The following is a 22,783-nucleotide window of genomic DNA, read 5'->3' as shown; positions in this document are numbered from 1 at the left end:
TGAGGATATAAACCTCTAAAACGATTCTCGCCATTGAGGAGTACTAGATATGGATACCAATTTTCTGGATAAGGTCAGCGGCCTCTTAAACAGCGATCTCTCCCCCTCTCAAAGAGCAAAGAGTCTTTTGACTGTTTCCGGCTCAGAAAACCCGTTCAATCAAAAAGTGGCCCTTTTTGTGGAAAACCTTTGCAAAGAAACGGTTCTTCCTATTATTCCTTCAAAGCAGATATTTTATCTTATAAATGCTGAGGAAGCAGTTTATGACGCACTTTCAGAGCTGCTCCGCGCCTCCAGGAACTCCTATTTTAACGCCGTCTGCGGAGAAATCCTTTGGTGGCACACCCACGATAAAAAATATGCGAGCATTTCTCTTGAATCTTACAAACAGGAGTTATCTGAGCCGACCTATTCATCAAATTCTTCGTTTACGCAAATTGCCCTGGGTATTTGCCGCATTTGGTCAAAATACAGGCCGGACTCTTTCCCCTTTGACAGCTTCTTTCAAGAATGTCTCGACCATATTGAATCGAATTTAAACGAACAAGCAACGTTCTGCACTCTTTATCTCCTGGAAGGATTACTGACATGCAGCAAGGAGCAACCGGAAAGCAGGGAAAAAATAGAACGAGCAGCCATTTCCGCAGCTGAGTACTTCTGCAAAAATCAAAACTGGCATTTGGGAATTGAGCTAAAGAAATTTTTGCATAGCCTCTATAAGAGCGAAAAGCGCCCTGGCGACGAGCAAAAAATAATAGAGAACATTGCGCTTGAGTATGAGCGGGAGGCTCAGCATTTCTCTCAAGACAGTTCCCCTGATATTATCAGAGCGATTGCCGCTTATCATAATGCCATGAATATGTGGAGCCAGCTTTCCAACCGAGCGAAAGGAACGCAGGAGCGAAAAAGATTGGCAAAGACTCTGGAACCTCTGAAAGCCAAGAGAATGGGAATGATGTCAACGATAAAAAGCAAGCCTGTTGATCTGAGCGAAACGATCACAGAACTAAAGCAAAGGATTCAGAAGTCTACTTTTGAAGAGTTTTTGTACTTCTTTACTGCTCTATTAAATTTAGAGAGTCCAGAAAAGCTCTTCAAGGAAATTGAACAAAGCTCTTCTCTTGCAGGTTTATTCTCATCCCAAACCATAGACTCGCAGGGGCGAGTGATTAACAAGATCCCGTCTATTCTTGGCGCGTCGGATGAAGAAAAGCTATGCATCTGCGAGCATGAAGCCGCCAAGAAATATCTCATTGCAACAGACATGTTTGCGACAAGATGTTTGGCTATTGCCAGAGAAAAATGGGAATTCACCGAAGAAAACCTGCAATTTCTTGTTGAAGATAATCTTTTTGTTCCAGCAGATAGAAAGGAATCTTTTCTCAAAGGTTTGGTTGCGGGATTTCGGGGAGACCTGGGACTGTCCATGTGTCTTCTCATGCCGCAGGTTGAAAATGCAATCCGCGAGTTAGCGCGCAATTGCGGCGCCGTGGTATACAAAACAGATTCAAACGGTGTGGAAGAAGTGCTTTCTCTGGACAGCATTCTCCAGCAGCCTGAAATAAAAGAATCAGTAGAAGAAAAAATTCTTTTCAATGTGCGTGTGTTTTATACCGGGAAAAATGGTTTTAACATGAGAAACAACGTGTGTCATGGACTTTACTCTGACACAGAACTGCAATCAATCCCAAGCTTAGCCGCATGGTGGTTTACGCTGTATCTATGCTGCCATTTCTGTCCGGAGCTTTACAGACGAATCGAGGAGCAGAGCAAGAGAGAGGAAAAATAGAGCGGACATCGTATCAGAGATACGATACCCGAAAATAGCCTTCATGGAACAGGTCTTTCATGTATTTGAGCTTTTCCGCACGCGCCCAGGGCGGTATCTATTCTGTTGCCGCCGCTCAAAAATAACAGGACGACCCTAACGGGGCCGTCCTGTTATTTTTTCATTCAAAGAGGGATTCGAACCGAAGATCCGAGCGTGAAGAAAACGTGCCGGTGGCACGTTTTTAGCGAGGAGAGCCCGCGAGCGGGGCCCCGCGCAGGCGGGGAGTCCGCGGGCCTACCGGGGAAAAGGGCGCGAAAAAAGATTCATAATCCGTGAATCTTCCTTTCGTGGAGAGCGAAGCCGAATCCCTCTGGGCGGGCCAAAGAAGCAGGGGTTGCCTTTTGGCAGCCCCTGCTTCTTGTATGATACCCCCTGTTTGGAAGGAAAAGCATTAATATAAGTCAATCATTTGGCGTTTTCTGGGATTTTTTAAAGACCGCCGGGAACGGAGAATTTCTCCGCTTCCCGGCGGTCTTTCCGAAATTTCTCTGTTTTGTTACGCGATCGTCGCCGTCGTCACGACAACGTCGTTCGCGGAGAAGGTCGTTGAAGCGCCCTTCTCACCCGTTGCCGTTACCTTGAAAAACCAGTCGTTGCCGCTGTTCGAGACATACGCAACCGTGAAGTTTGCGTTATTGCCTGTGAACACCGGACGGGAGGCGCTCGTCAGCTTAAACTGGTACGCCGCGCCCTTTGCGACCGTGAACGGCTGGGTCGTGTCGGAGACAACGCCCGCCGTGCCGCCCGTCACGGACACGACATGATAGCCGTCGACCAGCACGTTCGCCGTGCTGCCGGCCGCGCCCACGCAGCGGATGACGTAGAAATAGTCGTTTCCGCTCTGGCTCGCAAGCTCAACCGTGAAGCTCGCATTGCTCACCGTCATCACTGGCTTGTGGCCGTTCAGACTGGTGATGCGGAACTGGTACTTACCGTTGACCGTCAGGTTGCTCGTCGTGTCGCTCACAAAGTTTCTCGTACCCTCGCTTACGGACGGCAGACTGTGCCCCAGAGATGAATCGTTGTCGGTGGTGGACTGGGAAGGCGTGCTCAAAACGCTTTTCAGCTTGGTCATGGCCTCGTCAACATAGTAGCTTTCAAAGACTGCGCCGTCCAGCAACACTTTAATATCCTCTTCCGTGACACCGGCTCCCCAGTAGTTCTCAGAAACGTCAACATGGTAATAGGATGTGGGCTTTTCGTTCACAACGGTCTTCCACCCTGCGCAGATGGTGGTGCCTTCACCAAAATTGTTTTTCTTAATAATGGCGTCATCGGTCGAAACACGGATCAGGCCGGACAGAGCCGCCATAGAGTTCTCAACGCTTTCCCCATCTTTTTTCTTTGTATTCGGCAGTGTCTTGCAGCCGGTCATGGTAAAGCCCGTGGCGTTGGCCGTATATATTATACATTGCATTTTCCAAGATTTCATGTGCATGTGATAGTTTTTACAAGAAAAACAGGGTTGAAACCAGAAAATTATCTTAAAAATTTGTGCATAATACCCAAATATGTGGCGGCAAAAATCCCCCTGCGCCCGGCCTTTTCTTTTTGCCCCGAAACGCATGGTAGGGATGGAATTTATTTTGTTGCCAACGCTCTGGGCGGGCCGTCCTCTTATTTTTCCCCCAAACAGGTCGATGATCCCAGTAGAAGCGGACGTGCGAAAAAATTGTGGAGGTGAACTGTTATGGCAATCGAACCAATCCCATTCAAGCCCTATACGGGTGTGATCGATCCCACCAGCAAACGCTATCAGACGGCCAAGGCGATGCTGAACGAAGGACGTGTGACCAAGTCCGCGGTGCAGGAAAAGTACGAGGCCAAGCTGGAGGAGCTTCGCGCCCTGCTTCTTATGCTGGGCCAGGATACCAGTGTGGTGGATGAGATGGCCAAGCTGTACGAGGGCGATGAAGAAATGGCCATCCGCAACATCATGGGGCGGCTGGACGAGGACGGGGACAAGCTCAACTGCTACGGCGTGGCCGGCATGGATATTACGGGAAAGGATCCCTCAACCTTCCGAAAGATTATTGACGTCTCGGAGGCGGCGCGGCAGGATATGTTTGACACGACCCTGCGCGAATATATTCGGTATAACGGCATGGGAAGCGGCGACAGCGACCGCACCGCCGTGTTTACCCGCTATCAGCTCAGTGTGAAAAAATCCGACCGGCTCGCGGGAACGTGGACGCTTGAACAGTATGAGCGATGCTATGAACGGGCATTTTACAGTATTGTCAAGGAAGCATATCCCGACTGGAAACCAGGGCAGAAATTTAATGCCAGCGTCCTTAATGGGATTACGAGGGAGCAGGTGGAAAGCCGGATTGTCCAGGCAGGCAATTCGCTTACGCTGACCAGCGGGAACGCGGTGGATGTGAAGGCATAGCTTTTGGTGGAAAGGAAAGAGAGATGAAACTGATTTTGAGTGATCGGCCGCTTGCCCTGCCGATGCAAAACGAGTCCATCCGGTTTGTGGATCTGTCGCAGCTGAAGATAGCCAACTGTGTGGGCTGCTTCGGGTGTTGGACGAAAACCCCCGGCCGGTGTGTGATCCGGGACGACGCGGTGAAGGTGTATCCGCTGATTGCCCAAAGTGAAACGGTTCTGTACGTCAGCCGTATTCGGTACGGCGGCTACGATACCGTGATGAAAACCATGATCGAACGAGCGATCCCTGTGCAGCAGGCGTTTATCCGGGTGCTGGACGGCGAAACGCACCATGTGCAGCGCGCGGTGGCCCCAAAGAAGGCCACGATTCTTGCCTATGGCAGCACGTCGCCGGAGGAAGAAAAGCTGTTTTGCCGGCTGGTGGAAAGGAACGCGAAAAATATGAATTTTGCGGACTATCGCGTCCTGTTTGCCAGGGAGGACGAGGTGGAAGCGCTCGCGCAGAAGGAGGTGGAAGCGTGGCAGAGATCCTGATTCTCAACGGAAGCCCCCGCGCGCCGCGCTCGAATTCCAAACGGTATGCGGAGCTGTTTTCCGAAAGCTGCCGGGGACAGACGCGGTATCTGGCCGTGGGCCGGGATAACCACCAGGAGCTGTGCGGCGCGCTGGAAGGCTGCACCGATCTGCTGCTGGTGTTTCCCCTCTATGCGGACGGCATCCCGGTGCCGCTTCTCCATGCCCTCAAAGCGTTTGAGGAGCAGCCGCCGAAACGCAGGCCCACGGTCTCGGTGCTGATCAACTGCGGATTTTACGAGTCGGAGCAGAACGATGCGGCGGTGGACATGGTGCGTCAGTTTTGCCGCCAGGCCGGGTTCCCGTTTGGTTCGGTGCTCGAAATCGGCAGCGGTGAGGCGATCCTTGACACGCCGTTTCGCGCGATGGTGCGGGGGAAAATCAAAAAGCTGGCGCGGGCGATTGAGACGGGAAAGCATAGCGCCCTGCGGGTGACAATGCCCATTTCCCGGGGAATGTTCGTAAAGGCTTCCACCAAATACTGGATCCGGTACGGTGCGAAAAACGGCGTCACGGCGGAGCAGATGGCCACGATGCAGATCGAGGGCAGCGCGCCAAACGGAAAATAAAATGGACAGAAAAAGGGGGATCGCTCTTGGATGGAGCGATCCCCCTTTTGGCGGAAGCGGTCTGTGGCTCAGGGAGCCATGTCAGGGCAATACTGTGCCTTGATAGCCTGGATCAGAGCCGACACGCGCTCGTCCCGAATGGTGTACACCACGTTCATTCCCTGCTTTTCAGACGAGAGGATCCCCGCGGTGCGCAGCTGGGAAAGATGCTGGGACAGCGCGGAGGCGGTGATGTGCGGTGTGAAGGTGTGCAGCTCCCCCACCGTCCGCGGCCCTTCCATGAGCGCGCACAGAATCAGCAGCCGGTGCTCATTGGCGAGGAGCCTGAGCAGCTCCGCAATTCGTTTTGCCTGTTCCTCCACAGCTTTTCGCCTTCCTTCCGTTCCGGAGTTTGCAGATTCCCTGCGTCATCGTGCCCATCGGGCAGTACACACACCACGAGCGCGGGCGGAACAATACCATCGTCGTGAGGCCGAGGATCGTGGAGGTGAGCATCACGCTGAAAAATCCGAAGGCGAACTGTGCCATCCACGGCGCGGCGAAGCTCACGTCGGCCCACTGCCACGGCAGGCGGAACACCCAAAGCAGCGTCACCGTCTCGGAGAGCGGCGCGCCGGTAAACACCTTCCAGGTGCTCACCAGCATCAGGCCGAACATGATCATGAAAAACGTCAGGAAGCCGTAGCGGAACCACGGGCTGCGCAGAAATTTCGGCGGCGGCACGTTGCGCGAGAGCTTTAACTTTTCGCCCAGCAGCCCCAGCAGCTGGCCGCGCCCGCAGTAGCGGTTGCAGTACGCTTTGCTGCCTCCCACAATGGCGACTAAAAGCGGGATGCAGAAAAAGAGCATCCCCAGCCACGCAAACAGGATGTTGAATAACCCCAGACACAGGTAGAGCAGCTCCGCGATCCAGAGGTAGTCGGACCATCTCTTTTTTTGTTTCATTCCGCTTTCTCCCGTTTCACAAGATCGATGACGGCGGCGGGGCATACCTTGGCGCATTTCCCGCAGCCAACGCATTTCTGCGCGTCCACGCGGGCGGCGATCCCCCATTCGACGGCGATAGCTTCCCTGGGACAAACGCGGGCGCAGCACCCGCAGGCGACGCATTCCCTGCCCACCACGGCGATTTTAAGCGATTGAGCCATAAGATCCTCCCTGGTAATTTAGTAATTAAGATATTGCTAATATACTGTATTTCCAGGAAAAAGTCAAGGCGGATCCGGTCGAAAGGATCCACCTGGCTTGTCAAAAAGCTTTTTATACAGCAAAGCATTATGGCTTTTGCTTTGCGATAAAGGTCCGAAAAAAATCGCTGCGCTCTTTTTTCTAGCCTTTTCATGGCTTCGCAGAATTTTATGGGGCTCTGCCCCAATCCCCGCCGCCTTTTGAAAAAGGCGGGCGAAAACTTCATGTTTGCGCTCTTTAATATTCCACACCGCGCCGTGCTCCGATCCCCTTTTCATACGGGTGGCGCACACAGTGCATTTCGGTGCAGTAGTCGGCGGCTTCCAGCATCCATGGCGCGGGAGTGCGGCCCGTGAGCACCAGCTCCTGCTCCTGAGGCTTTTCCAGCACCGCGCGCCGCAGCGTGTCCTCGTCCACCATCTGAAGCTGCAAGGCGGCGCACGCTTCGTCGAGCAGAAGGAAGTCGGCGGGCTCGCGCACGGCGGCGAGCAGAAGCTCCTGCTGCTGTCTGCGCGTTTCGGCCTTCTCCTCCTCGTTCATCTGAAAGACAAATTTCTGTCCCGGCTTGCCCCGCAGGATCGTCGCGCCAAGCTTTTGGAGCAGCGGGATCTCCCCGCTCTCGGATCCCTTGAGGAACTGAACGATGACCACGCGCTTTCCCGCCGCAAGCGCGCGCAGCGTCATGCCCATGGCGGCGGTCGTCTTGCCCTTGCCGTCGCCCCAATATAAATGGATCAGTCCGTTTTCCATGCTGTTATCCTCTCCTTTGTTCCATCATCGCGTACACGGCTTTCATATCAAGCGCATGGCGCACGCCCTCGGCCAGAAGCGCGAACTGCTGCTCCTGGTAGGCCCGGTGGGAGATCGGGGCGGCGGTGTCGCAGGGGATTCCCTTCCGCCCGCACAGAAAAGCCGCAAGCTTTTGCGCCAGGCTTCCGGTGTCGAACAGGCCGTGCAGATAGGTGCCGTACACGTTCCCGCTCACACAGCCATCGTCCGCGCCGGTTTCAAGGCGGCAGAACGGCTCGCCCTCCACGGTGGTTTTTCCCGTGTGGATCTCGTAGCCGTCGAGCGCGGCCCCGGCAAACGCGGGAGCGGTGACGCACGCCTGCACGCGGGTGCGCGTTTTCTGTTCGCAGAACACGGTGTCCACGGGCAGAAGGCCCATGCCGCGCACCTCCCCGCCGCCCTCCGTGCCGAGCGGATCGCGCAGCGTGCGGCCAAGCATCTGATAGCCGCCGCACACGCCGAGCACCGGCGTGCCGCCGTGCGCCAGCTTCAAAACGGCGGCTTCCAGCCCGTTCTGCCGCAGCCACAGAAGGTCGGATATGGTGCTTTTCGTGCCGGGCAGAATGACGAGATCCGGCGTGCCGAGCGACCGTGCGTCCTCCACATACCGCACGCCGAGCGCGGGGTGTTCGTCGAGCAGGGAGAAGTCCGTGAAGTTCGACAGGCGCGGCAGACGGATCACCGCCACGTCAATCGGCTTCTTCGCCGCCTGCTGTCCGAGACGCGGGGCGAGCGAGTCCTCGTCGTCCACGTCCACACGCAGGTACGGCACCACGCCGAGCACGGGGATGCCGGTCTTTTCCTCGAGCATGGAAAGGCCGGGGCGCAAAATGGCTTCGTCTCCCCGGAACTTGTTGATGACCAGTCCGCCGATGCGCGCGCGCTCGGACGGCTCGAGCAGCGCGACGGTGCCGTACAGCTGAGCGAACACGCCGCCCCGGTCAATGTCCCCCGCCAGCAGGACGGGCGCGTCCACCAGCTCCGCCAGACCCATGTTCACGATATCGTCGCCGCGCAGGTTGATTTCCGCCGGGCTTCCTGCGCCCTCAATGACAATCACGTCGGATTCGGCGGCAAGGCTTTCATAGGCCGCGAGGATCTCGGGGATCAGGCTCTTTTTCATGCGGAAGTAGTCGGCGGCGCTCATCTGGCCGCGCACCTCGCCGTTGACAATCACCTGGCTGCCGGTGTCGCTGCACGGCTTGAGCAGGATCGGGTTCATGCGCACGTCCGGTTCCAGCCCGGCGGCCTGCGCCTGCACCACCTGCGCGCGGCCCATCTCCAGCCCGTCGCGCGTGACGTAGCTGTTCAGCGCCATGTTCTGGCTTTTAAACGGAGCGGCGCGCAGGCCGTCCTCCTTGAAAATGCGGCACAGCGCGGCGCACAGCAAACTTTTGCCCGCGCCGGACATGGTGCCTTGTACCATGATGCAGCATGCGTGTTTCATTGGATCACCTCGCGTAACGTTTCCACCAGACGAAGATTTTCCTTGTGCGTGCGCACGGCGGTGCGGTACCAGCCCTCGCCCAGCCCGTGATAGTTTGCGCAGCTTCGCAGGAGAATCCCGCGCCGGCGCATGGGTGTGAGAAGCGGCACGGGCGAAAAGAACAGAAGGTAGTTCGCTTCGCCGGGGATCACCCGCAGGCCAAGCTGCTCGAGCCGTGCCATGAGCCATGGCCGTTCCCGCGCAATCAGCGCGCGCACCCGCTTTACATAGTCTGTTTCCGAGAGCGCCGCTTCCCCGGCGGCCTGCGCCAGCGAGGACACAGACCACGGCTGGCCCGCCGCGCGCATTTGGGAAAGAAGCGATGCGTCCGCGCACAGGGCATACCCAAGCCGTACCCCGGCCATGGCATAAAGCTTTGTGAACGCTTTGAGGATCAAAAGGTTCGGGAACTCAGGCAGAAAGGCGCGCAGGCTGTGCGCGTCCGGGTCTAAGAGGAAGTCGGCAAAGCACTCGTCGAGGATGAGCAGCGCGCCCGTCTCCCGGCAGCGGCGGGCCGTTTCCAGCAGCAGCTCGCGCGGGGAGGTTACGCCCGTCGGGTTGTTCGGCTCGCAGAGGAACACCATGTCGGGGTCTGCACCGGATGCGCCCGATCCCATCGCTTCGGGAAAGTCCTCCCCCAGCCGGAAGCCCTGCTCCTCGCGCAGCAGATGGCGGCGCACCGCACAGCCGCAGGCGGTCAGGGCTGTCTCATACTCCGAAAAGGCCGGGGCGGTGACAAGGGCCGTCCGCGGCCTGCGGGCCAGCACCGCGCGGAAGATCAAATCTGCCGCGCCGTTGCCGCAGAGCACGTATGATTCCGGCACGCCCTCGTGCGCCGCAATCGCGCGGGACAGCGACCGGCACAGCGGGTCTGGGTACCGGTCTGCCGACGCGGCCGCCTGCCGGATGGCCTTCCGCACGCCCGGCGGCACGCCCAGCGGGCTGACGTTCGCGGAGAAGTCGAGCGGCTGGCCGCCGTATTCCTCCTGATAGCCCGCCCAGTCCCCGCCGTGCGTCAGACGGGGAGCGGGGCGGCGGTTTGGTTCGGATTCCATGCCGGTTCCTCCTTTTGGGACAGAATAACGCCGCGAAAACGGGCGCGGGGGTGAAATGCGGGCGCGCGGAAGATGCTGTGCGCTGCCGCGCGGACGGACACAGAGACAGAAAGCCAGCGTCCTTACAGGAATATGTGAGAGAAAATCGCCGCGAACCACACGGGGATCATGACCATCAGCCACAGGAAAAAGCGCACGGCAAGGCCGATGACAAGCCCGAGCACGCTTGCCCATACCATGTTCCGGTTGGCGCGCAGAATGTCCTCCGGCTCGATCTCCCGCGTCGCGTCTCCGATGGTGGGCTTGTCTACCAGATGCCCGAAATAGCTTGCCGGTCCGGCCAGCTGCACGCCGAGCGATCCGGCACAGGCGGATTCCGTCTGCGCGGAGTTCGGGCTGGCATGGTTGCGCCGGTCGCGCCGCCAGATGCGCCACGCGCCGCGCATGCTGCCGCCCGCCAGCGGGGCGGCAAGGATCCACAAAAGCGCCGCGATCCGCGCGGGCACATAGTTCGCCGCGTCGTCCAGCTTCGCCGCCGCCCGCCCGAAGTGCAGGTAGCGGTCATTTTTATAGCCCACCATGCTGTCCATGGTGTTGATGGCCTTGTAGGTGAGCGCGAGCGGCGCGCCGCCGATCAGGAAGTAAAAGAGCGGGGCAGTCACGCCGTCCGAAGCGTTCTCGGCCACCGTCTCCACGGCGGCGCGCGTCACGCCCTGCGCGGAAAGGCTGGCGGTGTCGCGCCCCACAATGCGGGCCACGGCTTTGCGCGCCGCTTCGAGATCGCCCGCCTTCAGGCAGCGGCACACGTTGGCGCTCTCCTGCGCCAGACACCGCATGGCAAGCGATTGCCAGCCCCAGAAAACGTGCAGCGCCAGCCCGAGCAGCGGGTGAATTGCGGAGAGCAGCCAGCACGCAAAGCCGGTGGCGAGGAATGTCCCTACCGGCAGACACACGGCGAGCACACGCCCCGCGGCGCGCTCGCCCTCCGGCGTGGCGGCAAAGCGGCTGCGCAGATACGTTTCCAGCCGCGTGATCATTTTCCCCAGAAAAACGACGGGGTGTGGAAAACCTTCCGGGTCTCCCAGAAACATATCAAGCACGAAAGCAATCAGAGCGGCAAACGGAATCATGGCGCAATCCCTCCCTTGAGTATGGTCGGAATGCCGCAGAACACGCGGATCACCGTTTCCGCCCGCTCCGCGAGCAGGCAGGAGAGCCGCCCGGCGGCTTCGCGCGCGGCGCGCTCGTCCGGGTCGGCGGGCACCACGCCGCCGCCCACCTCGGTCACGATGACCACCGGCTTCTGCGCCAGCTCCTGTGCAAGCGCGTCCAGATCGGCGCACCCGGCGGCCAGCTCCTGCGCGTCGCGGACGGCGTTCTGCGCGAGTTCTTCGTCCGTCCAGTGCAGCAGCGCCTTCGCGGTGCTGCGCTTGCCGCTGAACAGCGGCCCTGTGATGAGTATCACAGCCATCCCCCCTCTGTCAGTTGCGCGGCCCACGGCTGGGCCGCAAGAAGCTGCACGGCGGCGAGCGCCGCCAGCATGAACAGCTCCGCGCGCTGCAAAAACCACCCGGCCAGATCGCCGGTGATGCCGCCGAACTGCTTCACCGCCGTGCGGCGGTAGAGCAGCAGCACCACCCCGGCCGTCACCGCCATGGCAAGGCCCGCCGCGCGGCCTACCGCGACGAGCGCCAGCACCAGCGCAGCGCTGAAAATGGCCAGCACCATCCGCACGCGCTTTTTGTCCGCGGCGGCGGCGAAGGTGTGTGCCAGCCCGGTGTTTTTCGCCATCGGGAAGGACGCAATCGCCCACCCGGACAGGCACCGCTCCAGCACAAACGCAAGCCCCAGGCAGACGAGCGCGCGCGCGTCCCAGCGCACCACGGCGCACAGCACAAAGTCCGCGAGGAACCACGCGCACAGCCGGATGACGGCGAACGCCCCGCAGCGCGGATCCTGCAAAATCTCCCGCTTTTTCTCCGGCGGCGCACAGCTCGCGAGCGCGTCGGAGGTGTCGGCAAAGCCGTCTAAATGGATCCCGCCCGTCACCAGCACAGGAATCAGGCAGATCCCGCCCGCAAGCAGCAGATCCGGCGCGTGGAGTGTGCCCAGAAGCGCCGCCCAGCCCCCGCACAGCAGGCCGCACACCGCGCCCACCAGCGGAAACGCGCACATGCAGTACCGCATGTTCTTTTGCGTCCACACCGGCTGTGGGCAGGGAATCGCGGAGAACATGGCGAACGCCACCGCGATCGTTTCCAGCGCCGTCATGCCCCCACTCCCTTCCCCTTGTGGCATATGGGCAGGCCGCATACGATCTCATACACCTCATCCGCTTCCTGCGCCAGCAATCGGTTGACCTGCGCGAGCACGCGCAGATAGTGGAGCGTGTCCCCCGCGTAGGAGGACCCGCCGCTGAACACCTCGTTCGACACAATGACCAAGTGTTCGCACCGGCGGCGCAAAGAGCGCACACCCTCCACAATGGCTTCCACCGCACCGTCTCCCGCCCCGTCCGGGCTGTACAGCTCGTTCGCGGCAAGATTGCTCACACATTCGAGCAGCACCGTGCTTTTTTCGGGCGGCACGGCACGGTGAAGGCCGGTGAAGCATTCGAGCGTTGCAAAGCCCTTTCCGGCGCGCTGCTCCCGGTGGCGCTGAATCCGCGCGCGGCATTCGCCGTCAAAGGGCTGCATGGTGGCGATGTAGCAGCGCGGCCCGTCCGAGAGCGAGACGGCCAGCTGCTCCGCGAACGCGCTTTTCCCGGAGGCTGCCCCGCCGATCACCAGCGCCGTCATTCTGTGTCCCCCAGCGGCACATAGGGCTCGATGCCGCTCTCCTCAAAGGTGTCGCCCTCCGCAAAGACGGCGAGCGCCATGTCGAGCAGCGGGATCGCCGCGACGGCTCCCGTGCCCTCGCCCAGCCGCATCCCGGCCGTGATGAGCGGGGGCAGGCCAAGCGCGTCGAGAACCTGCCGCCCGGCGGGTTCAGCGGAGACGTGGCTGGCAAATACAGCCTTTTTCGCTTTGGGGCACAGGCGCACGGCGCACAGCGCGGCCACCGTGCTGATAAAGCCGTCCGCGAGGACAGGCACGCCGTACAGCGCACCGCCGAGGAACACGCCGCACATCCCGGCCAGATCAAAGCCGCCAAGCTTTGCGAGCACGTCGAGCGGGTCGGACGGATCGGGCTGGTTGACGCGGATCGCGCTCTCAATCGCGCGGATCTTCCGGCGCAGTCCTTCCCCCGAAAGGCCTGCGCCGCGCCCGGTCATCTCCGGCACAGGGCGGGCGAGAAGGACGCTCGCCACGGCGCTTGAGGTCGTTGTGTTGCCGATCCCCATCTCACCCGTGGCCAGCAGACGCACGCCCGCTTCCCGCTGCTCGCGCACGAGATCGATCCCGGTGAGGAGGGCCTGCGCGGCCTGCCCGCGCGTCATGGCGGGGCCGAGGGAGATATCCCCCGTGCCGTTGCCGGTGCGGCGGCGGAGCACGCCGGGCGTTTCGGGAAAATCGAGCACGCCCATGTCCACCGGCACGACGCGGCAGTTTGCCACCGACGCCATGCGGCACACCGAGGTGCGCCCCTTGGCGAGATTCTGCGTGACGATCGCCGTCACGCTGCTGTCCGTCTGCGTCACGCCCTGCGCGACCACGCCGTTGTCGGCGCACAGCACCAGCACGGCGCGCGGCGAGAGCGAAACCGGCGAGCTCCCCGTCAGGGCGGCGATCCGCTCCACGGCTTCCTCGAGCAGTCCCAGGCTCCCAAGCGGCTTGGCGCACGAGGCCCATTGACGGGCGGCGGCTTCCCGCGCCGCTTCGTCGGGCTCCGTCACGCTTTCGAGCAGGCGGAGCAGTTCTCTTTCGTTGGCGTCCATTTTCTGCATCCTCTCTTTTCCCATCTTGTCCCCATGCTGCGGCGGGGCGGCGCCGCCGGGGTGTTCCCTTCCCGCACCGTCACACGCCGCGCGCGGATTTGGCATAGCACGCCGCGGCCTGTGCGAACCGCTCCGCGAGATGCGGCGAGCCCGCAAAGTACAGGTGCGGGAAGCCCGCGTACAGCGACGGCCCCGTAAACGCACAGTCCCACGTTTTTCCGGTGACGGGCTTTTGCGCCGTCAGCGACGCGCCGTTTTCCGTGCAGTCCCAGTAATGAAATTCGTGCGCCGGGACGCGGTCGCCCGGCTCAAACAGCAGGCTCGGCTCTTTGGCCGTCAATTCCGTGTAGCCGAAGCGCACCAGCCGCGTTCCGCGCAGCCCGTCCCCCGGCAGCGCTCCCGCCATGGGGTGCGGCGCGCCGGTTTCATCCTGTAAGCTTTGCCCGAGATACAAAAAGCCGCCGCACTCGGCCACGGTGGGCATCCTGGCCAAAACGGCTTTGCGCACCGCCCGGCGCATCGGTTCGTTTTCCGCGAGCGCCGCCGCGTGCAGCTCCGGGTATCCGCCGGGCAGATACAGCCCGCCCGCGCCCGCCGGGAGCGCCGCGTCCCGCATTGGGCTGAAAAAGACTGGTTCCGCGCCCGCCATGCGCAGCGCGTCCAGCGTTTCCTCATAGACAAAGCAGAAGGCTTCGTCCCGCGCCACGGCAATGCGCGCCATAGGCGGCGGGAATCCGTCCGCGCGGGGGGCGGCGGGATCGCTTGCGCTGCCGAAAAGGGAAAGCAGCCGATCGAGGCAGCCCGATTCCTCGAGCAGCCCCGCAAGCGTGCCGATCCGGCCGCGCAGATCGGAAATCTCCCCGGCGGTGTACAATCCCAGATAGCGGCTTTCAAACGCGGCCTCCTCGCGGTGCGGCAAAAAGCCCACGACCGGCAGTCCCGTCTCGCGCTCGAGCATCGGGGCGAGCGTCGAAAACAGCATCGGGGAGCAGTCGTTCAGAAACAGCGCACGGATGCGGCTGTCCTCCCGGAATGCGCACAGGCCGCGCACCTGCGCCGCCAGCGTCAGGCTCGACCCCTTCGGGCGGAGCACCAGCAGCACGGGCAGGCGCAGGGTGCGGGCCACGTCCCACGCGGACGCTTCATCGGTCACGCCGCCAAGGCCGTCATAGTAGCCCATTACGCCCTCGGTGACGGCGGCTTTGTGTCCGGCGCGGCAGCGGTCGTAGAGCGCGCGGAACAGCGTTTCATCCGCGCACAGGAAGCGGTCGAGGTTGTGGCTCTCCACGCCCAGCACGGAGCGGTGAAACATGGGATCGATGTAATCCGGCCCGCACTTGAACGCGCAGGGCGAAAGGCCGCGCTGGGCGAGCGCCGCCAAAAGCGCGCACGTCACGGCGGTTTTTCCGCTGCCCGACGAGGGGGCCGCCACCAGAAATTCAAGCATCACAATTCCCCGCAATCAGAAAGACAGGATTCTGCGCCGTCAGCATGTGCAGACTTCCCACGGCCCGCGCGCCGCACACGCTTACCTGCGTGATTTCCGGCTCGATGCCGTGCGCTTTGAGCGCGTCGACGGCGCGCCCAAGCGTCTCCACACAGATCGCCGAAACGCAGATCTTCGCGCGCGGACTGCGTGCCAGAACAAGATCCACTATCTCCGCCATCGATCCCTTCGTGCCGCCGAGGAACACGCCGTCGGGCGCTTCGAGCGATTCGAGGGCTTGCGGGGCCTTCCCGTGAACGGGGCGAAGGTTCCACGCGCCAAGTTTTTCGCGGTTTGCGCGGATGAGATCGATCGCCTTTTCCTCACATTCGATCGCGTAGGTGCGCCCCCACGGCGCGGCCAGCGCCAGCTCCACGCTCACGCTGCCCGTCCCCGCGCCCACGTCCCAAAGCACGTCGGAGGGGTTCGGCGCGAGCCGGGCGAGGATGGCGGCGCGCACATCGCGCTTTGTCATCGGCACCTCCCCGCGCACAAAGAAGGAGTCGGGAAAGCCGGGCGCGCGGCGCACCGTCGCGGGCGCGGGCTCCGCGAGAAGGACGCTCAGCGGGGAAAAGGTCTGCCGGGCAATTTCCGCCGCTGTCCCCTGTGTCACACGCTCCCCGGGGCGGCCAAGCTCCTCCCCCACCGTGACGCGCAGCGCGCCGAGACCGGCCTGCGCCAGCTCGCGGCACAGCTCCGCCGGGCCCTGTCCCGTGCCGGTGAGGAAAAAGACGGGCTTTCCCTGCATCACAGCCCCCACGGGGCGGCACGAAACGCCATGCGCCGAGACAATCAGCCAGTCCTGCCACGGCCTTTGGATCGCCGCCGCGAATAGCTGCACGCTCGAAACGCCCGGCAGCACCGTGCAGGGGATGTGCTCGCGCGAGAGAAGCGGCACGAGCAGCCGCGCGCCGGAATACAGTCCGGTGTCACCGCTGTAGAGCACCACGCACGTCCCTTCGGACACGGTGCGCACCGTGTCCAGAATCTCCTGCGGTCTGGTCGCCGCCACCCGCCGCGCCGCTCCGTGCTCCGGCAGATCCGCGAGCAGCCGGGGCGCGCCGATCAGGCACGCTGCTTCCCGCACCGCGTCGCGGCATTCCTGTGTCATCGAGCTGGGCAGGCCGCCGCCCGCCGCCGCCAGAATCACCCGCATCCCATCATCTCCCTGCATGTCTGTAAAATCGAGTCGAACGGTTCGCCGTCCTCGGTGGGGCGGCGGATGACCAAGAGAAGCGCGCCCGCGTCCTGTGCCGCGCGCACCTTTTCCGCGAAGCCGCCCGGCGCGCCCCCGTCCTTCGTCACGAGGAAGCGGATGGAAAAGCGCCGCAGCAGCGCGAGGTTGAGGTCATACGGGAACGGCCCCTGCATCGCAATAATGTTGGCGCGGGGAATCCCCGCCGCTTCGCACGCGACAAGGCTTTCCACGCTCGGAAGCACGCGGGGGAACAGCCGGGGCCCGCCGAGCGCGGCAAACGCGGGCAGCTCCTTGGCTCCGGTGGTCAGGAGGATGTTCCCTTCTCTGCCCTCGAGCAGCCGGGCGGCTTCCTCTGCCGATCCGGCGCACAGGCACCCGGCGGGCAGATCGCTTTCCCTGCGCAAAAGCCTGCGGTACGGCACCCCGGCACTTTGCGCGGCCTCGCGGATGTTCCGGCTGGCCTCGGCGGCGTAGGGGTGCGTCGCGTCCACGCACAGATCGGCTCCCGAAAGGACGCGCGCCATGCCCGGTACGTCCAGCCGCCCGGTGTGGATGGCCGCGCCCGGCACGCTCTCCTGCACGTCGCGGCCGTACTCGGTGGCGACGCAGACGGCCGTTTCCATCCCGAGCGCCACCGTCGCGGCGGAGAGCTCACGGCCCTCCGTGGTGCCGCTGAAGATCACCACCCGCATTTCTGTTCATACCCTCGGGGCGTGACCATGCGGCCGTTGACCTCCTGCGTCGTGGACGAACCGATAAACACGGTGGTGAACATGTCAAGCTGTTCTGCGCGCAGATCGGAGAGGGAGAGCACGCGCGACTCCTGCCCCTCCCGGCCGATGTTTTTCACCCAGCCGCACACGGTCTGCGGGCTTCTGCCCTCTTCGAGCAGGATGTCGCACGCCTTTTGCAGATACCCGGCGCGCTTGCGGGAGCTGGGGTTATACAGGCACAGGCAGAAGTCGCCGCGCGCCGCGCACCGCAGGCGGGTTTCGATGACCTTCCACGGCGTGAGCAGATCGGAGAGCGAGATGACGCAGAAGTCGTGCCCCAGCGGCGCGCCGAGCACCGCGCCGCCGGAGAGCGCCGCCGTCACCCCGGCCACCACGCGGATCTCCACCGCCGGGAACTGGGGCGCTAATTGCAGCAGCAGCCCGGCCATGCCGTACACGCCTGCGTCTCCGCTGCACACAAAGGCCACGTCGCGGCCCGATTGCGCCGTTTCCAGCGCCCAGCGGCAGCGCTCGAGCTCCTTTGTCATCGGGGAGGTGTACGTCTCCTTCCCCGGAAAGAGCGGCGCGACAAGATCGACATAGACGGTATATCCGCACAGCACCTGCGCGCGGGAGAGCGCTTCGCGGGCCTCGCCCGTGAGAAATTCCGGCCCTCCCGGCCCGATACCGACAACAAATAAGGTGTTCATGGTGGTTCCTCCTGTGAAAAAATCAGATCAATCGCGGCTCCACGTCAGATGAAGCGGGGCGAGAGCCGCCGCCATCGTTACGCCGCCGAGGGAATACTTTCGGTGCAGGATTTCCCCGCCGCTCACCGCCGCCGCGCTGCGCTCGCACACGTTGTCCGTCCCGGTGACGGAGCGCACAAACGGCGAGGGCGTGAAATCGCCCGGCGTTTCATTGAGCTCCCGCGCGGAGCGCGTCTCGAGCGGCCAGCCGTGCGCGCGGCAGAACGCCAGCAGCCCTTCCTCGTCTTTTTTGAGATCGATGCTCGCCACGGTGCGCACCGCTTTTGGCAGAAGGCCGGATTGCGCGAGAAACGCGGCGAACGCGTCCTCGATGCTTTCCCGGGAAATGCCCCGGCGGCAGCCCACGCCGAGCACGACGGCGCGCGGCGCAAGGTGCAGCGCTGTGCCGTCCTCGCGGTGGACGCTCAGAAATACGTCGGGCGCGGGAGAGGATTCCCCGGAAGGTGCGCCGGATTCTTCCCCTGCGGGCGGGGTGGAAAGCAGCTCCACCTCAGCGGGCGGGGTTCCCTCGATGGGAAAGCGGCTCCATAAGCGCAGGACGCCGCCCGCGAGCACCTTCGCGGACACCGTGCGGATCCGCTTCGGCTCGACGACGCAGAGGTTCTGCACGCGCGCCCAGTCGTCCACGGCGAACAGGGCGTGCAGATCCGTCGCCGTCGTCACGACGGGCGTGGCCCCGCAGAGCTCCGCAATCGCGCGCGCCAGCCGGTTCGCCCCGCCGAGATGGCCGGAGAGGAGCGGCACGGCGAACCTCCCGCACTCATCCACCGCAACGACGGCGGGATCCTTCCATTTTTTATCCACATACGGCGCAATGGCGCGCACGGCAATTCCCACCGCGCCGACGAACACAAGCGCGCCGCCGGAAACAAAGCGTTTTTCCGTCCACTCGCGGAGCGTTTCCGGTTTCCCGGAGCGCATCGCTTCGCCCCCAAGCGCATGCGCCAGATCCCGCGCGAGCGCTTCGCCGCGATCCGTGAAGGCGAGGAAGGACGGCCCGCTCATGGCTTCGGCTGCTCCGCCTGCCGGAACTCCGTCGTAAAGGACGGGTCGTACAGGCAGCTTCGCTCATAACTGGGGTCGAGGAATTGTCCGATCAGCAGCAGCGCCGTTTTGCGGATCCCTTCCTCCTCGCCGCGCTGCGCCAGCGTTCCGACGGTGCAGCGGATCACGCGCTCGTCGGGCCAGGTGGCCTTGTATACAATCGCGGCGGGCGTTTCGGGCGATAATCCGCCGCGCAGCAGCTCGTCCTGCACCTCGTGCAGCAGGCCGGAGGAGAGAAACAGCACCATCGACGCGCCGTGGGCGGCCAGCGAGGACAGCGATTCCCCCGGCGGCACGGGTGTGCGCCCCGCCATGCGGGAGATAATCAGGCTCTGGCTCACGCCCGGAAGCGTGTATTCCGCCGAAAGCGCCGCCGCCGCTCCGCAGAAGCTGGACACGCCCGGCGTGGAGTCGTAGGCGATGCCGAGCCGGTCCAGCTCATCCATCTGCTCACGGATCGCGCCGAACAGGCTGGCGTCGCCGGTGTGCAGGCGCACCACGTCCTTTTTCTCGCTGTCCGCTTTCTGCATGACCTCGATCACCTGCTCAAGCGTCATGATGGCGCTGTTGTGGATCTCACAGCCCGGCTTGGTGCTCTCGAGCAGCGCCGGGTTGACAAGGCTTCCCGCGTAGATCACGCAGTCCGCCTTTCTGAGCAGATCCGCGCCGCGCACGGTAATCAGGTCGGGCGCACCCGGCCCGGCTCCCACAAAATGTACCATCGCCCGTTCACTCCTTTACAATCACAGTGGAAAAGTAACCGGAACCCTCCGGCCCCGGCGCGCTCTCCGCGAGGTTCGGGAACACCCGCTCGTCCGGCAGGCCGCAGTTCTGCACCAGCGCGCTGTGCGCCGGGTTTGCGTGCTCCCGCACGGCCTGTATCGTTTCCGGAAGCTGCTTGCCGGATTTCATCAGGATCTTGGTGCCCGGCCATTGCAGGGCCGTTTCCAGATCGCCGCCCGCCGGGACGATGTGCACCGGCGTGTTCATCTCCGTCAGGCTGATCCCGAGCCGCGCCGCTATCGCGCAGAAGCTTGTCACGCCGGGGATCATGGCCGTCTCAAAGCCCGCCGCCTGCACGATTTCCATTAAATAGCAGTAGGTCGAATAGATCGACACGTCGCCAAGGTTCGGCATGGCCACGTCCATGCCCTGCTCCAGACAGCGGCACACCTCGCGCGCCGCGTCCTCGTGCGCCTTGCGCTGCACGGCGGGATCGCGGGACATGGCAAAACGCAGCGGGAGGATCGTCTTTTCCGAAACATCCATCGCGCCGCGCACGATGTCAAGCGCGAGCATTTCTCCGCTGTGCGTCTGCGGGCAGGCGAGCACGGGACATTCCCTGAGCACGCGCAGAGCCTTCTGCGTGAGCAGCTCCGGGTCGCCGGGGCCGATCCCCACTCCGTAAAAAATTCCGTGTTTCAATTCCATGAGCGTATGATCTCCTTTGCGGTAGTGGTCTGTCCCAGAAGGCCGAGCGTGTTCGTGAACAGGACGGCCCCCGTGCGAAAGCGCCCGCCCGCGCGGCGGTCGAGGTGGCGCTGGATGGCGGTGAGGATCGAAGATATCACCGCCTCGCGCAGGGACGCTTCGTCGAGCAGCGCAAGGCAGGCGTCGGCGGAAGGCGATTGCATCAGTGCCTGGCAGAGCGATTGCGGCGCGCCGCACACGGCGGCATGGGCGCAGAACACCTCCGCGCGGCCGTCCGCGTACCGGGAATGGGTGTTCATCACGCCCGCCGCCAGCTTCACGAGCTTTCCCGCGTGGCCCACGAGCAGCACTTGGGAAAAGCCCCGGTTTCCCGCGAGGTCAAGCGCGTCGCCGATGAAGTTCGAGCATTTGACCACCGGCACGCCGTGCGCCGCCTGCGGATGGTCGCGCAGGAAGGTTTTGCCGTAGTTGCCGGGCGTGAGGATCACGTCGCGCGCGCCGAGCGCCGCCGCCTGCCGCAGCTCGACGGCGATGGTGTCCACCAGCGCTTTTTCGCTCATCGGCTCCACAATGCCGGACGTGCCGAGGATGGAAATACCGCCCTCGATGCCGAGCATCGGGTTAAACGTGCGCTTGGCCGCTTCCTCCCCGCCGGGAACGCTGATGCACACGGAAAGCCCGCCTGCGTAGCCGAGCGCGTCGCACACCCGCCGGGCCTGTTCCTCGATCATGCGGCGCGGCACGCGGTTGATGGCCGCCGCGCCGGGGGGCTGGTCGAGTCCGGGCTTTGTCACGCGGCCCACGCCCTCCCCGCCGTCGATGCGGATTTCCGGTTCCTCCATCGTTGTGACGCGCGCGCGGATGACAAGGCCGTCCGTCGCGTCCGCGTCGTCGCCGCCATCCTTCGCCACGCCGCACACCGCCGCGTCGTTCTCCCAGAACAGCTCCACCGGTTCCACGGTGACGGGGATTCCCTTCGGGGTGACGAGGGAGAGTGCGCGCGGCGCTTCGCCGGAGAGCAGCAGGGAAGCCGCTCCCGCCGCCGCGAGCGCGGCGCATGTGCCTGTGGTGTATCCGCAGCGAAGCCGCTGCGCGCCGTTCTCTATATAATGATCAAACGCCATCGGCTTCGCCCTCCCTTCTCACAGCAGCGCGCGCAGATGGCGGCGGTACAAATCCTGCACGCCCCGGAGCATGCCGAGCCCCTGCATCACGCAGTCGACGGAAAAGCCCTCGCGCGTGAGTGTGCTTGTCCAGCTTTCCGGGTCGTCCCCGTCCATATCGTGGAGCGCGTGGTCGCCCGCGACAAGCATCAGCGGCACAAGGCGCACGCGTGAAAAGCGGCTCTCATGCAGCTCCTTTACGACGGTGGGCAGATCCGGCCACCCCTCCACCGTGCCGACAAAGCACTCCTTGCGCCCGTCCATATGAAAAACGGCCTGCAAGGCCGGATAGACCAGATTGGAAAAATGCGGCGTGCCGTGGCCCATGAAAACGAAGGCAAGGCCGTCCTCCGGCGGGTATTCCGTTTCAAGGATATGCGCAAGGCCGCACAGCTCCCCGGAGCCGGAGAGCAGCGGCAGGCCAAATGTCAGGCGCGGAAAGAGGGGTTCACATTCCTGTGCGCAGGCGCGCAGGTTGTCGTATTCGATTCCATACAAGAGATGCGTGGGCTGGAGAATGACATGGTCATAGCCGAGAGGGGCCAGTTCCTTTAAGGCTTCCTTCGGGCTTTTCACGGTTTCGCCGCAGCGCAGGAGCAGGCGGCGGATCGTGGGGCTGGTGAAGGCGCGGAAGAAGTCGGCCTGCGGCGCTTCCTCGCGCAGCGCGTTTTCCACCGCCGTGATGCTTTCGCGGGCAGACGGCACGCTGGTGCCGAAGCTGACGCAGAGCAGAGCTGTTTTCATGGATGGGTCCTCCTGTATCTGTCTATACGGCGTAGCCGCCTGAAATTTTCGGTCAAGCCTTTTATAAAAGGGCGCCGTGTGCCGGTGGCACACAAACAAGGCGCCGACCGGAGCGGCAGCGGAGACGCGGGGTTATAGGGGCGGAGCCCCTAAAAAATATGCGAAGCCCAGGAAAGGGCGAGAAAAACAGCGAAGCGCTTTTTTCCGTGCGATGAGCTCTTTCTCCTTCATTTCTTCTGATTTTCTCTTTTTAGCTCAGGCCGCATGGCCCCCCATTTCTTGCCGCCAAGAAATGGGGGAAAGAACCGCGAGGGGCCTTGCCCCTTCGAACCCCACGCCTTCTTTTCTACGTTAGGTTTGTGACCCCTCTCCCCCGTCACGGCCGGCCAAATTTGCGCTGACGCGCAAGACTGGCCGGCTGGTGGGGGGAATCTCCCCAAATTAGCGTGGGGAATAATTTGGGGAGATTCCG

The 22,783-nt window shown here is 62.6% G+C and carries 26 protein-coding genes; 4 read left to right on the top strand and 22 right to left on the bottom strand.

Annotated features, from left to right (window positions below; translation table 11 throughout):
* Positions 1-49 precede the first annotated feature (49 nt).
* Positions 50-1,789, top strand: coding sequence for a DUF4209 domain-containing protein (locus B5F35_RS14305; protein ID WP_087242137.1), 1,740 nt, complete (start codon positions 50-52; stop codon positions 1,787-1,789).
* Positions 1,790-2,327: 538 nt separating this feature from the next.
* Here the strand turns inward: B5F35_RS14305 and B5F35_RS14300 are convergent.
* Positions 2,328-3,248: a hypothetical protein gene (locus B5F35_RS14300; RefSeq protein ID WP_087242135.1), complete on the bottom strand. Its 921-nt coding sequence runs from the start codon at positions 3,246-3,248 to the stop codon at positions 2,328-2,330.
* Between the two features lie 273 nt (positions 3,249-3,521).
* Here B5F35_RS14300 and B5F35_RS14295 point away from each other — a divergent pair, with 273 nt between their 5' ends.
* Genes B5F35_RS14295 through B5F35_RS14285 form a run of 3 tightly spaced genes read left to right on the top strand, consistent with a single transcriptional unit; the run spans position 3,522 to position 5,367 of the window.
* The gene (locus tag B5F35_RS14295; RefSeq protein ID WP_140401230.1) at positions 3,522-4,223 is read left to right on the top strand and encodes a DUF3879 family protein; all 702 of its coding nucleotides are present in this window, start codon (positions 3,522-3,524) and stop codon (positions 4,221-4,223) included.
* Between the two features lie 23 nt (positions 4,224-4,246).
* A complete protein-coding gene (locus tag B5F35_RS14290) occupies positions 4,247-4,759 on the top strand; it encodes a flavodoxin family protein (protein ID WP_087242133.1) in 513 nt (170 codons plus the stop codon).
* Positions 4,744-5,367 (top strand): hypothetical protein, encoded by a 624-nt coding sequence (locus B5F35_RS14285; protein WP_087242131.1) that lies wholly within the window; start codon positions 4,744-4,746, stop codon positions 5,365-5,367. Before B5F35_RS14290 ends, B5F35_RS14285 begins: the two co-directional genes overlap by 16 nt.
* A gap of 68 nt (positions 5,368-5,435) precedes the next feature.
* Here B5F35_RS14285 and B5F35_RS14280 read toward each other — a convergent pair whose 3' ends face one another.
* The 21 genes from B5F35_RS14280 to B5F35_RS14185 form a co-directional block, all read right to left on the bottom strand.
* The gene (locus B5F35_RS14280; RefSeq protein WP_087242129.1) at positions 5,436-5,729 is read right to left on the bottom strand and encodes an ArsR/SmtB family transcription factor; all 294 of its coding nucleotides are present in this window, start codon (positions 5,727-5,729) and stop codon (positions 5,436-5,438) included.
* Positions 5,677-6,312, bottom strand: a complete 636-nt coding sequence (locus tag B5F35_RS14275; RefSeq protein ID WP_087242127.1) for a hypothetical protein — start codon at positions 6,310-6,312, stop codon at positions 5,677-5,679. Before B5F35_RS14275 ends, B5F35_RS14280 begins: the two co-directional genes overlap by 53 nt.
* Positions 6,309-6,515: a 4Fe-4S dicluster domain-containing protein gene (locus tag B5F35_RS14270; protein ID WP_087242125.1), complete on the bottom strand. Its 207-nt coding sequence runs from the start codon at positions 6,513-6,515 to the stop codon at positions 6,309-6,311. The genes B5F35_RS14275 and B5F35_RS14270 overlap by 4 nt, the downstream gene beginning before the upstream one ends.
* Before the next feature lie 63 nt (positions 6,516-6,578).
* Positions 6,579-6,806 carry a hypothetical protein gene (locus B5F35_RS18500; protein ID WP_140401229.1) on the bottom strand — a complete coding sequence of 76 codons (228 nt, stop codon included), beginning with the start codon at positions 6,804-6,806 and terminating at the stop codon, positions 6,579-6,581.
* On the bottom strand, positions 6,793-7,305 hold the full coding sequence (locus B5F35_RS14265) for a cob(I)yrinic acid a,c-diamide adenosyltransferase (RefSeq protein ID WP_087242123.1): 513 nt from the start codon (positions 7,303-7,305) through the stop codon (positions 6,793-6,795). Before B5F35_RS14265 ends, B5F35_RS18500 begins: the two co-directional genes overlap by 14 nt.
* A 4-nt stretch (positions 7,306-7,309) precedes the next feature.
* A complete protein-coding gene (locus tag B5F35_RS14260) occupies positions 7,310-8,791 on the bottom strand; it encodes a cobyric acid synthase (protein ID WP_087242121.1) in 1,482 nt (493 codons plus the stop codon).
* Positions 8,788-9,885 (bottom strand): pyridoxal phosphate-dependent aminotransferase, encoded by a 1,098-nt coding sequence (locus B5F35_RS14255; RefSeq protein ID WP_087242119.1) that lies wholly within the window; start codon positions 9,883-9,885, stop codon positions 8,788-8,790. Before B5F35_RS14255 ends, B5F35_RS14260 begins: the two co-directional genes overlap by 4 nt.
* Before the next feature lie 122 nt (positions 9,886-10,007).
* Positions 10,008-11,015 (bottom strand): adenosylcobinamide-phosphate synthase CbiB, encoded by a 1,008-nt coding sequence (cbiB, locus tag B5F35_RS14250; RefSeq protein ID WP_087242117.1) that lies wholly within the window; start codon positions 11,013-11,015, stop codon positions 10,008-10,010.
* On the bottom strand, positions 11,012-11,356 hold the full coding sequence (locus B5F35_RS14245; RefSeq protein ID WP_087242115.1) for a bifunctional adenosylcobinamide kinase/adenosylcobinamide-phosphate guanylyltransferase: 345 nt from the start codon (positions 11,354-11,356) through the stop codon (positions 11,012-11,014). Before B5F35_RS14245 ends, cbiB begins: the two co-directional genes overlap by 4 nt.
* Positions 11,347-12,156 carry an adenosylcobinamide-GDP ribazoletransferase gene (locus B5F35_RS14240; protein ID WP_087242113.1) on the bottom strand — a complete coding sequence of 270 codons (810 nt, stop codon included), beginning with the start codon at positions 12,154-12,156 and terminating at the stop codon, positions 11,347-11,349. The genes B5F35_RS14245 and B5F35_RS14240 overlap by 10 nt, the downstream gene beginning before the upstream one ends.
* On the bottom strand, positions 12,153-12,683 hold the full coding sequence (locus B5F35_RS14235; protein ID WP_087242111.1) for a bifunctional adenosylcobinamide kinase/adenosylcobinamide-phosphate guanylyltransferase: 531 nt from the start codon (positions 12,681-12,683) through the stop codon (positions 12,153-12,155). The genes B5F35_RS14240 and B5F35_RS14235 overlap by 4 nt, the downstream gene beginning before the upstream one ends.
* Positions 12,680-13,771, bottom strand: coding sequence for a nicotinate-nucleotide--dimethylbenzimidazole phosphoribosyltransferase (gene cobT, locus B5F35_RS14230; RefSeq protein WP_087242146.1), 1,092 nt, complete (start codon positions 13,769-13,771; stop codon positions 12,680-12,682). Before cobT ends, B5F35_RS14235 begins: the two co-directional genes overlap by 4 nt.
* 70 nt (positions 13,772-13,841) lie before the next feature.
* The gene (locus B5F35_RS14225; protein ID WP_087242109.1) at positions 13,842-15,209 is read right to left on the bottom strand and encodes a cobyrinic acid a,c-diamide synthase CobB; all 1,368 of its coding nucleotides are present in this window, start codon (positions 15,207-15,209) and stop codon (positions 13,842-13,844) included.
* Positions 15,202-16,404, bottom strand: coding sequence for a precorrin-6y C5,15-methyltransferase (decarboxylating) subunit CbiE (gene cbiE / locus B5F35_RS14220; protein ID WP_087242107.1), 1,203 nt, complete (start codon positions 16,402-16,404; stop codon positions 15,202-15,204). Before cbiE ends, B5F35_RS14225 begins: the two co-directional genes overlap by 8 nt.
* Positions 16,395-17,138 (bottom strand): precorrin-6A reductase, encoded by a 744-nt coding sequence (gene cobK / locus B5F35_RS14215; protein ID WP_087242105.1) that lies wholly within the window; start codon positions 17,136-17,138, stop codon positions 16,395-16,397. The genes cbiE and cobK overlap by 10 nt, the downstream gene beginning before the upstream one ends.
* Positions 17,126-17,869 carry a precorrin-3B C(17)-methyltransferase gene (gene cobJ / locus B5F35_RS14210; RefSeq protein ID WP_087242103.1) on the bottom strand — a complete coding sequence of 248 codons (744 nt, stop codon included), beginning with the start codon at positions 17,867-17,869 and terminating at the stop codon, positions 17,126-17,128. The genes cobK and cobJ overlap by 13 nt, the downstream gene beginning before the upstream one ends.
* Before the next feature lie 27 nt (positions 17,870-17,896).
* Entirely contained in the window at positions 17,897-18,934 is a 1,038-nt protein-coding gene (locus B5F35_RS14205; protein WP_087242101.1) for a cobalt-precorrin 5A hydrolase, read from the bottom strand.
* Entirely contained in the window at positions 18,931-19,695 is a 765-nt protein-coding gene (cobM, locus tag B5F35_RS14200; RefSeq protein ID WP_087242099.1) for a precorrin-4 C(11)-methyltransferase, read from the bottom strand. The genes B5F35_RS14205 and cobM overlap by 4 nt, the downstream gene beginning before the upstream one ends.
* 7 nt (positions 19,696-19,702) lie before the next feature.
* The gene (cobI, locus tag B5F35_RS14195; RefSeq protein WP_087242097.1) at positions 19,703-20,404 is read right to left on the bottom strand and encodes a precorrin-2 C(20)-methyltransferase; all 702 of its coding nucleotides are present in this window, start codon (positions 20,402-20,404) and stop codon (positions 19,703-19,705) included.
* Positions 20,395-21,528 carry a cobalt-precorrin-5B (C(1))-methyltransferase CbiD gene (cbiD, locus tag B5F35_RS14190; RefSeq protein ID WP_087242095.1) on the bottom strand — a complete coding sequence of 378 codons (1,134 nt, stop codon included), beginning with the start codon at positions 21,526-21,528 and terminating at the stop codon, positions 20,395-20,397. Before cbiD ends, cobI begins: the two co-directional genes overlap by 10 nt.
* A gap of 18 nt (positions 21,529-21,546) precedes the next feature.
* Positions 21,547-22,311 (bottom strand): sirohydrochlorin cobaltochelatase, encoded by a 765-nt coding sequence (locus tag B5F35_RS14185; RefSeq protein WP_087242093.1) that lies wholly within the window; start codon positions 22,309-22,311, stop codon positions 21,547-21,549.
* Between the last annotated feature and the right edge of the window lie 472 nt (positions 22,312-22,783).

Source organism: Anaeromassilibacillus sp. An200 (genome assembly GCF_002160025.1).
Classification (GTDB): Bacteria; Bacillota; Clostridia; order Oscillospirales; family Acutalibacteraceae; genus Caccousia; species Caccousia stercoris.
This window is presented reverse-complemented; position numbering and strand designations above follow the sequence as displayed.

Excerpts from the sequence above, each read along its gene's own strand:
- cbiD (WP_087242095.1), bottom strand. The coding sequence starts at position 21,528 with ATGGCGTTTGATCATTATATAGAGAACGGCGCGCAGCGGCTTCGCTGC.
- B5F35_RS14235 (WP_087242111.1), bottom strand. The coding sequence starts at position 12,683 with ATGACGGCGCTGGTGATCGGCGGGGCAGCCTCCGGGAAAAGCGCGTTC.
- B5F35_RS14295 (WP_140401230.1), top strand. The coding sequence starts at position 3,522 with ATGGCAATCGAACCAATCCCATTCAAGCCCTATACGGGTGTGATCGAT.
- B5F35_RS14245 (WP_087242115.1), bottom strand. The coding sequence starts at position 11,356 with ATGGCTGTGATACTCATCACAGGGCCGCTGTTCAGCGGCAAGCGCAGC.
- cobK (WP_087242105.1), bottom strand. The coding sequence starts at position 17,138 with ATGCGGGTGGTGATCTTCAGCGGCACCACGGAGGGCCGTGAGCTCTCC.
- B5F35_RS14300 (WP_087242135.1), bottom strand. The coding sequence starts at position 3,248 with ATGCAATGTATAATATATACGGCCAACGCCACGGGCTTTACCATGACC.
- B5F35_RS14265 (WP_087242123.1), bottom strand. The coding sequence starts at position 7,305 with ATGGAAAACGGACTGATCCATTTATATTGGGGCGACGGCAAGGGCAAG.
- cbiE (WP_087242107.1), bottom strand. The coding sequence starts at position 16,404 with ATGCGGGTGATTCTGGCGGCGGCGGGCGGCGGCCTGCCCAGCTCGATG.
- B5F35_RS14185 (WP_087242093.1), bottom strand. The coding sequence starts at position 22,311 with ATGAAAACAGCTCTGCTCTGCGTCAGCTTCGGCACCAGCGTGCCGTCT.
- B5F35_RS14260 (WP_087242121.1), bottom strand. The coding sequence starts at position 8,791 with ATGAAACACGCATGCTGCATCATGGTACAAGGCACCATGTCCGGCGCG.
- B5F35_RS14290 (WP_087242133.1), top strand. The coding sequence starts at position 4,247 with ATGAAACTGATTTTGAGTGATCGGCCGCTTGCCCTGCCGATGCAAAAC.
- B5F35_RS14255 (WP_087242119.1), bottom strand. The coding sequence starts at position 9,885 with ATGGAATCCGAACCAAACCGCCGCCCCGCTCCCCGTCTGACGCACGGC.
- B5F35_RS14305 (WP_087242137.1), top strand. The coding sequence starts at position 50 with ATGGATACCAATTTTCTGGATAAGGTCAGCGGCCTCTTAAACAGCGAT.
- B5F35_RS14240 (WP_087242113.1), bottom strand. The coding sequence starts at position 12,156 with ATGACGGCGCTGGAAACGATCGCGGTGGCGTTCGCCATGTTCTCCGCG.
- B5F35_RS14225 (WP_087242109.1), bottom strand. The coding sequence starts at position 15,209 with ATGCTTGAATTTCTGGTGGCGGCCCCCTCGTCGGGCAGCGGAAAAACC.
- cobM (WP_087242099.1), bottom strand. The coding sequence starts at position 19,695 with ATGGTACATTTTGTGGGAGCCGGGCCGGGTGCGCCCGACCTGATTACC.
- B5F35_RS14275 (WP_087242127.1), bottom strand. The coding sequence starts at position 6,312 with ATGAAACAAAAAAAGAGATGGTCCGACTACCTCTGGATCGCGGAGCTG.
- cobI (WP_087242097.1), bottom strand. The coding sequence starts at position 20,404 with ATGGAATTGAAACACGGAATTTTTTACGGAGTGGGGATCGGCCCCGGC.
- B5F35_RS14270 (WP_087242125.1), bottom strand. The coding sequence starts at position 6,515 with ATGGCTCAATCGCTTAAAATCGCCGTGGTGGGCAGGGAATGCGTCGCC.
- cobJ (WP_087242103.1), bottom strand. The coding sequence starts at position 17,869 with ATGAACACCTTATTTGTTGTCGGTATCGGGCCGGGAGGGCCGGAATTT.
- cbiB (WP_087242117.1), bottom strand. The coding sequence starts at position 11,015 with ATGATTCCGTTTGCCGCTCTGATTGCTTTCGTGCTTGATATGTTTCTG.
- cobT (WP_087242146.1), bottom strand. The coding sequence starts at position 13,771 with ATGCAGAAAATGGACGCCAACGAAAGAGAACTGCTCCGCCTGCTCGAA.
- B5F35_RS14205 (WP_087242101.1), bottom strand. The coding sequence starts at position 18,934 with ATGAGCGGGCCGTCCTTCCTCGCCTTCACGGATCGCGGCGAAGCGCTC.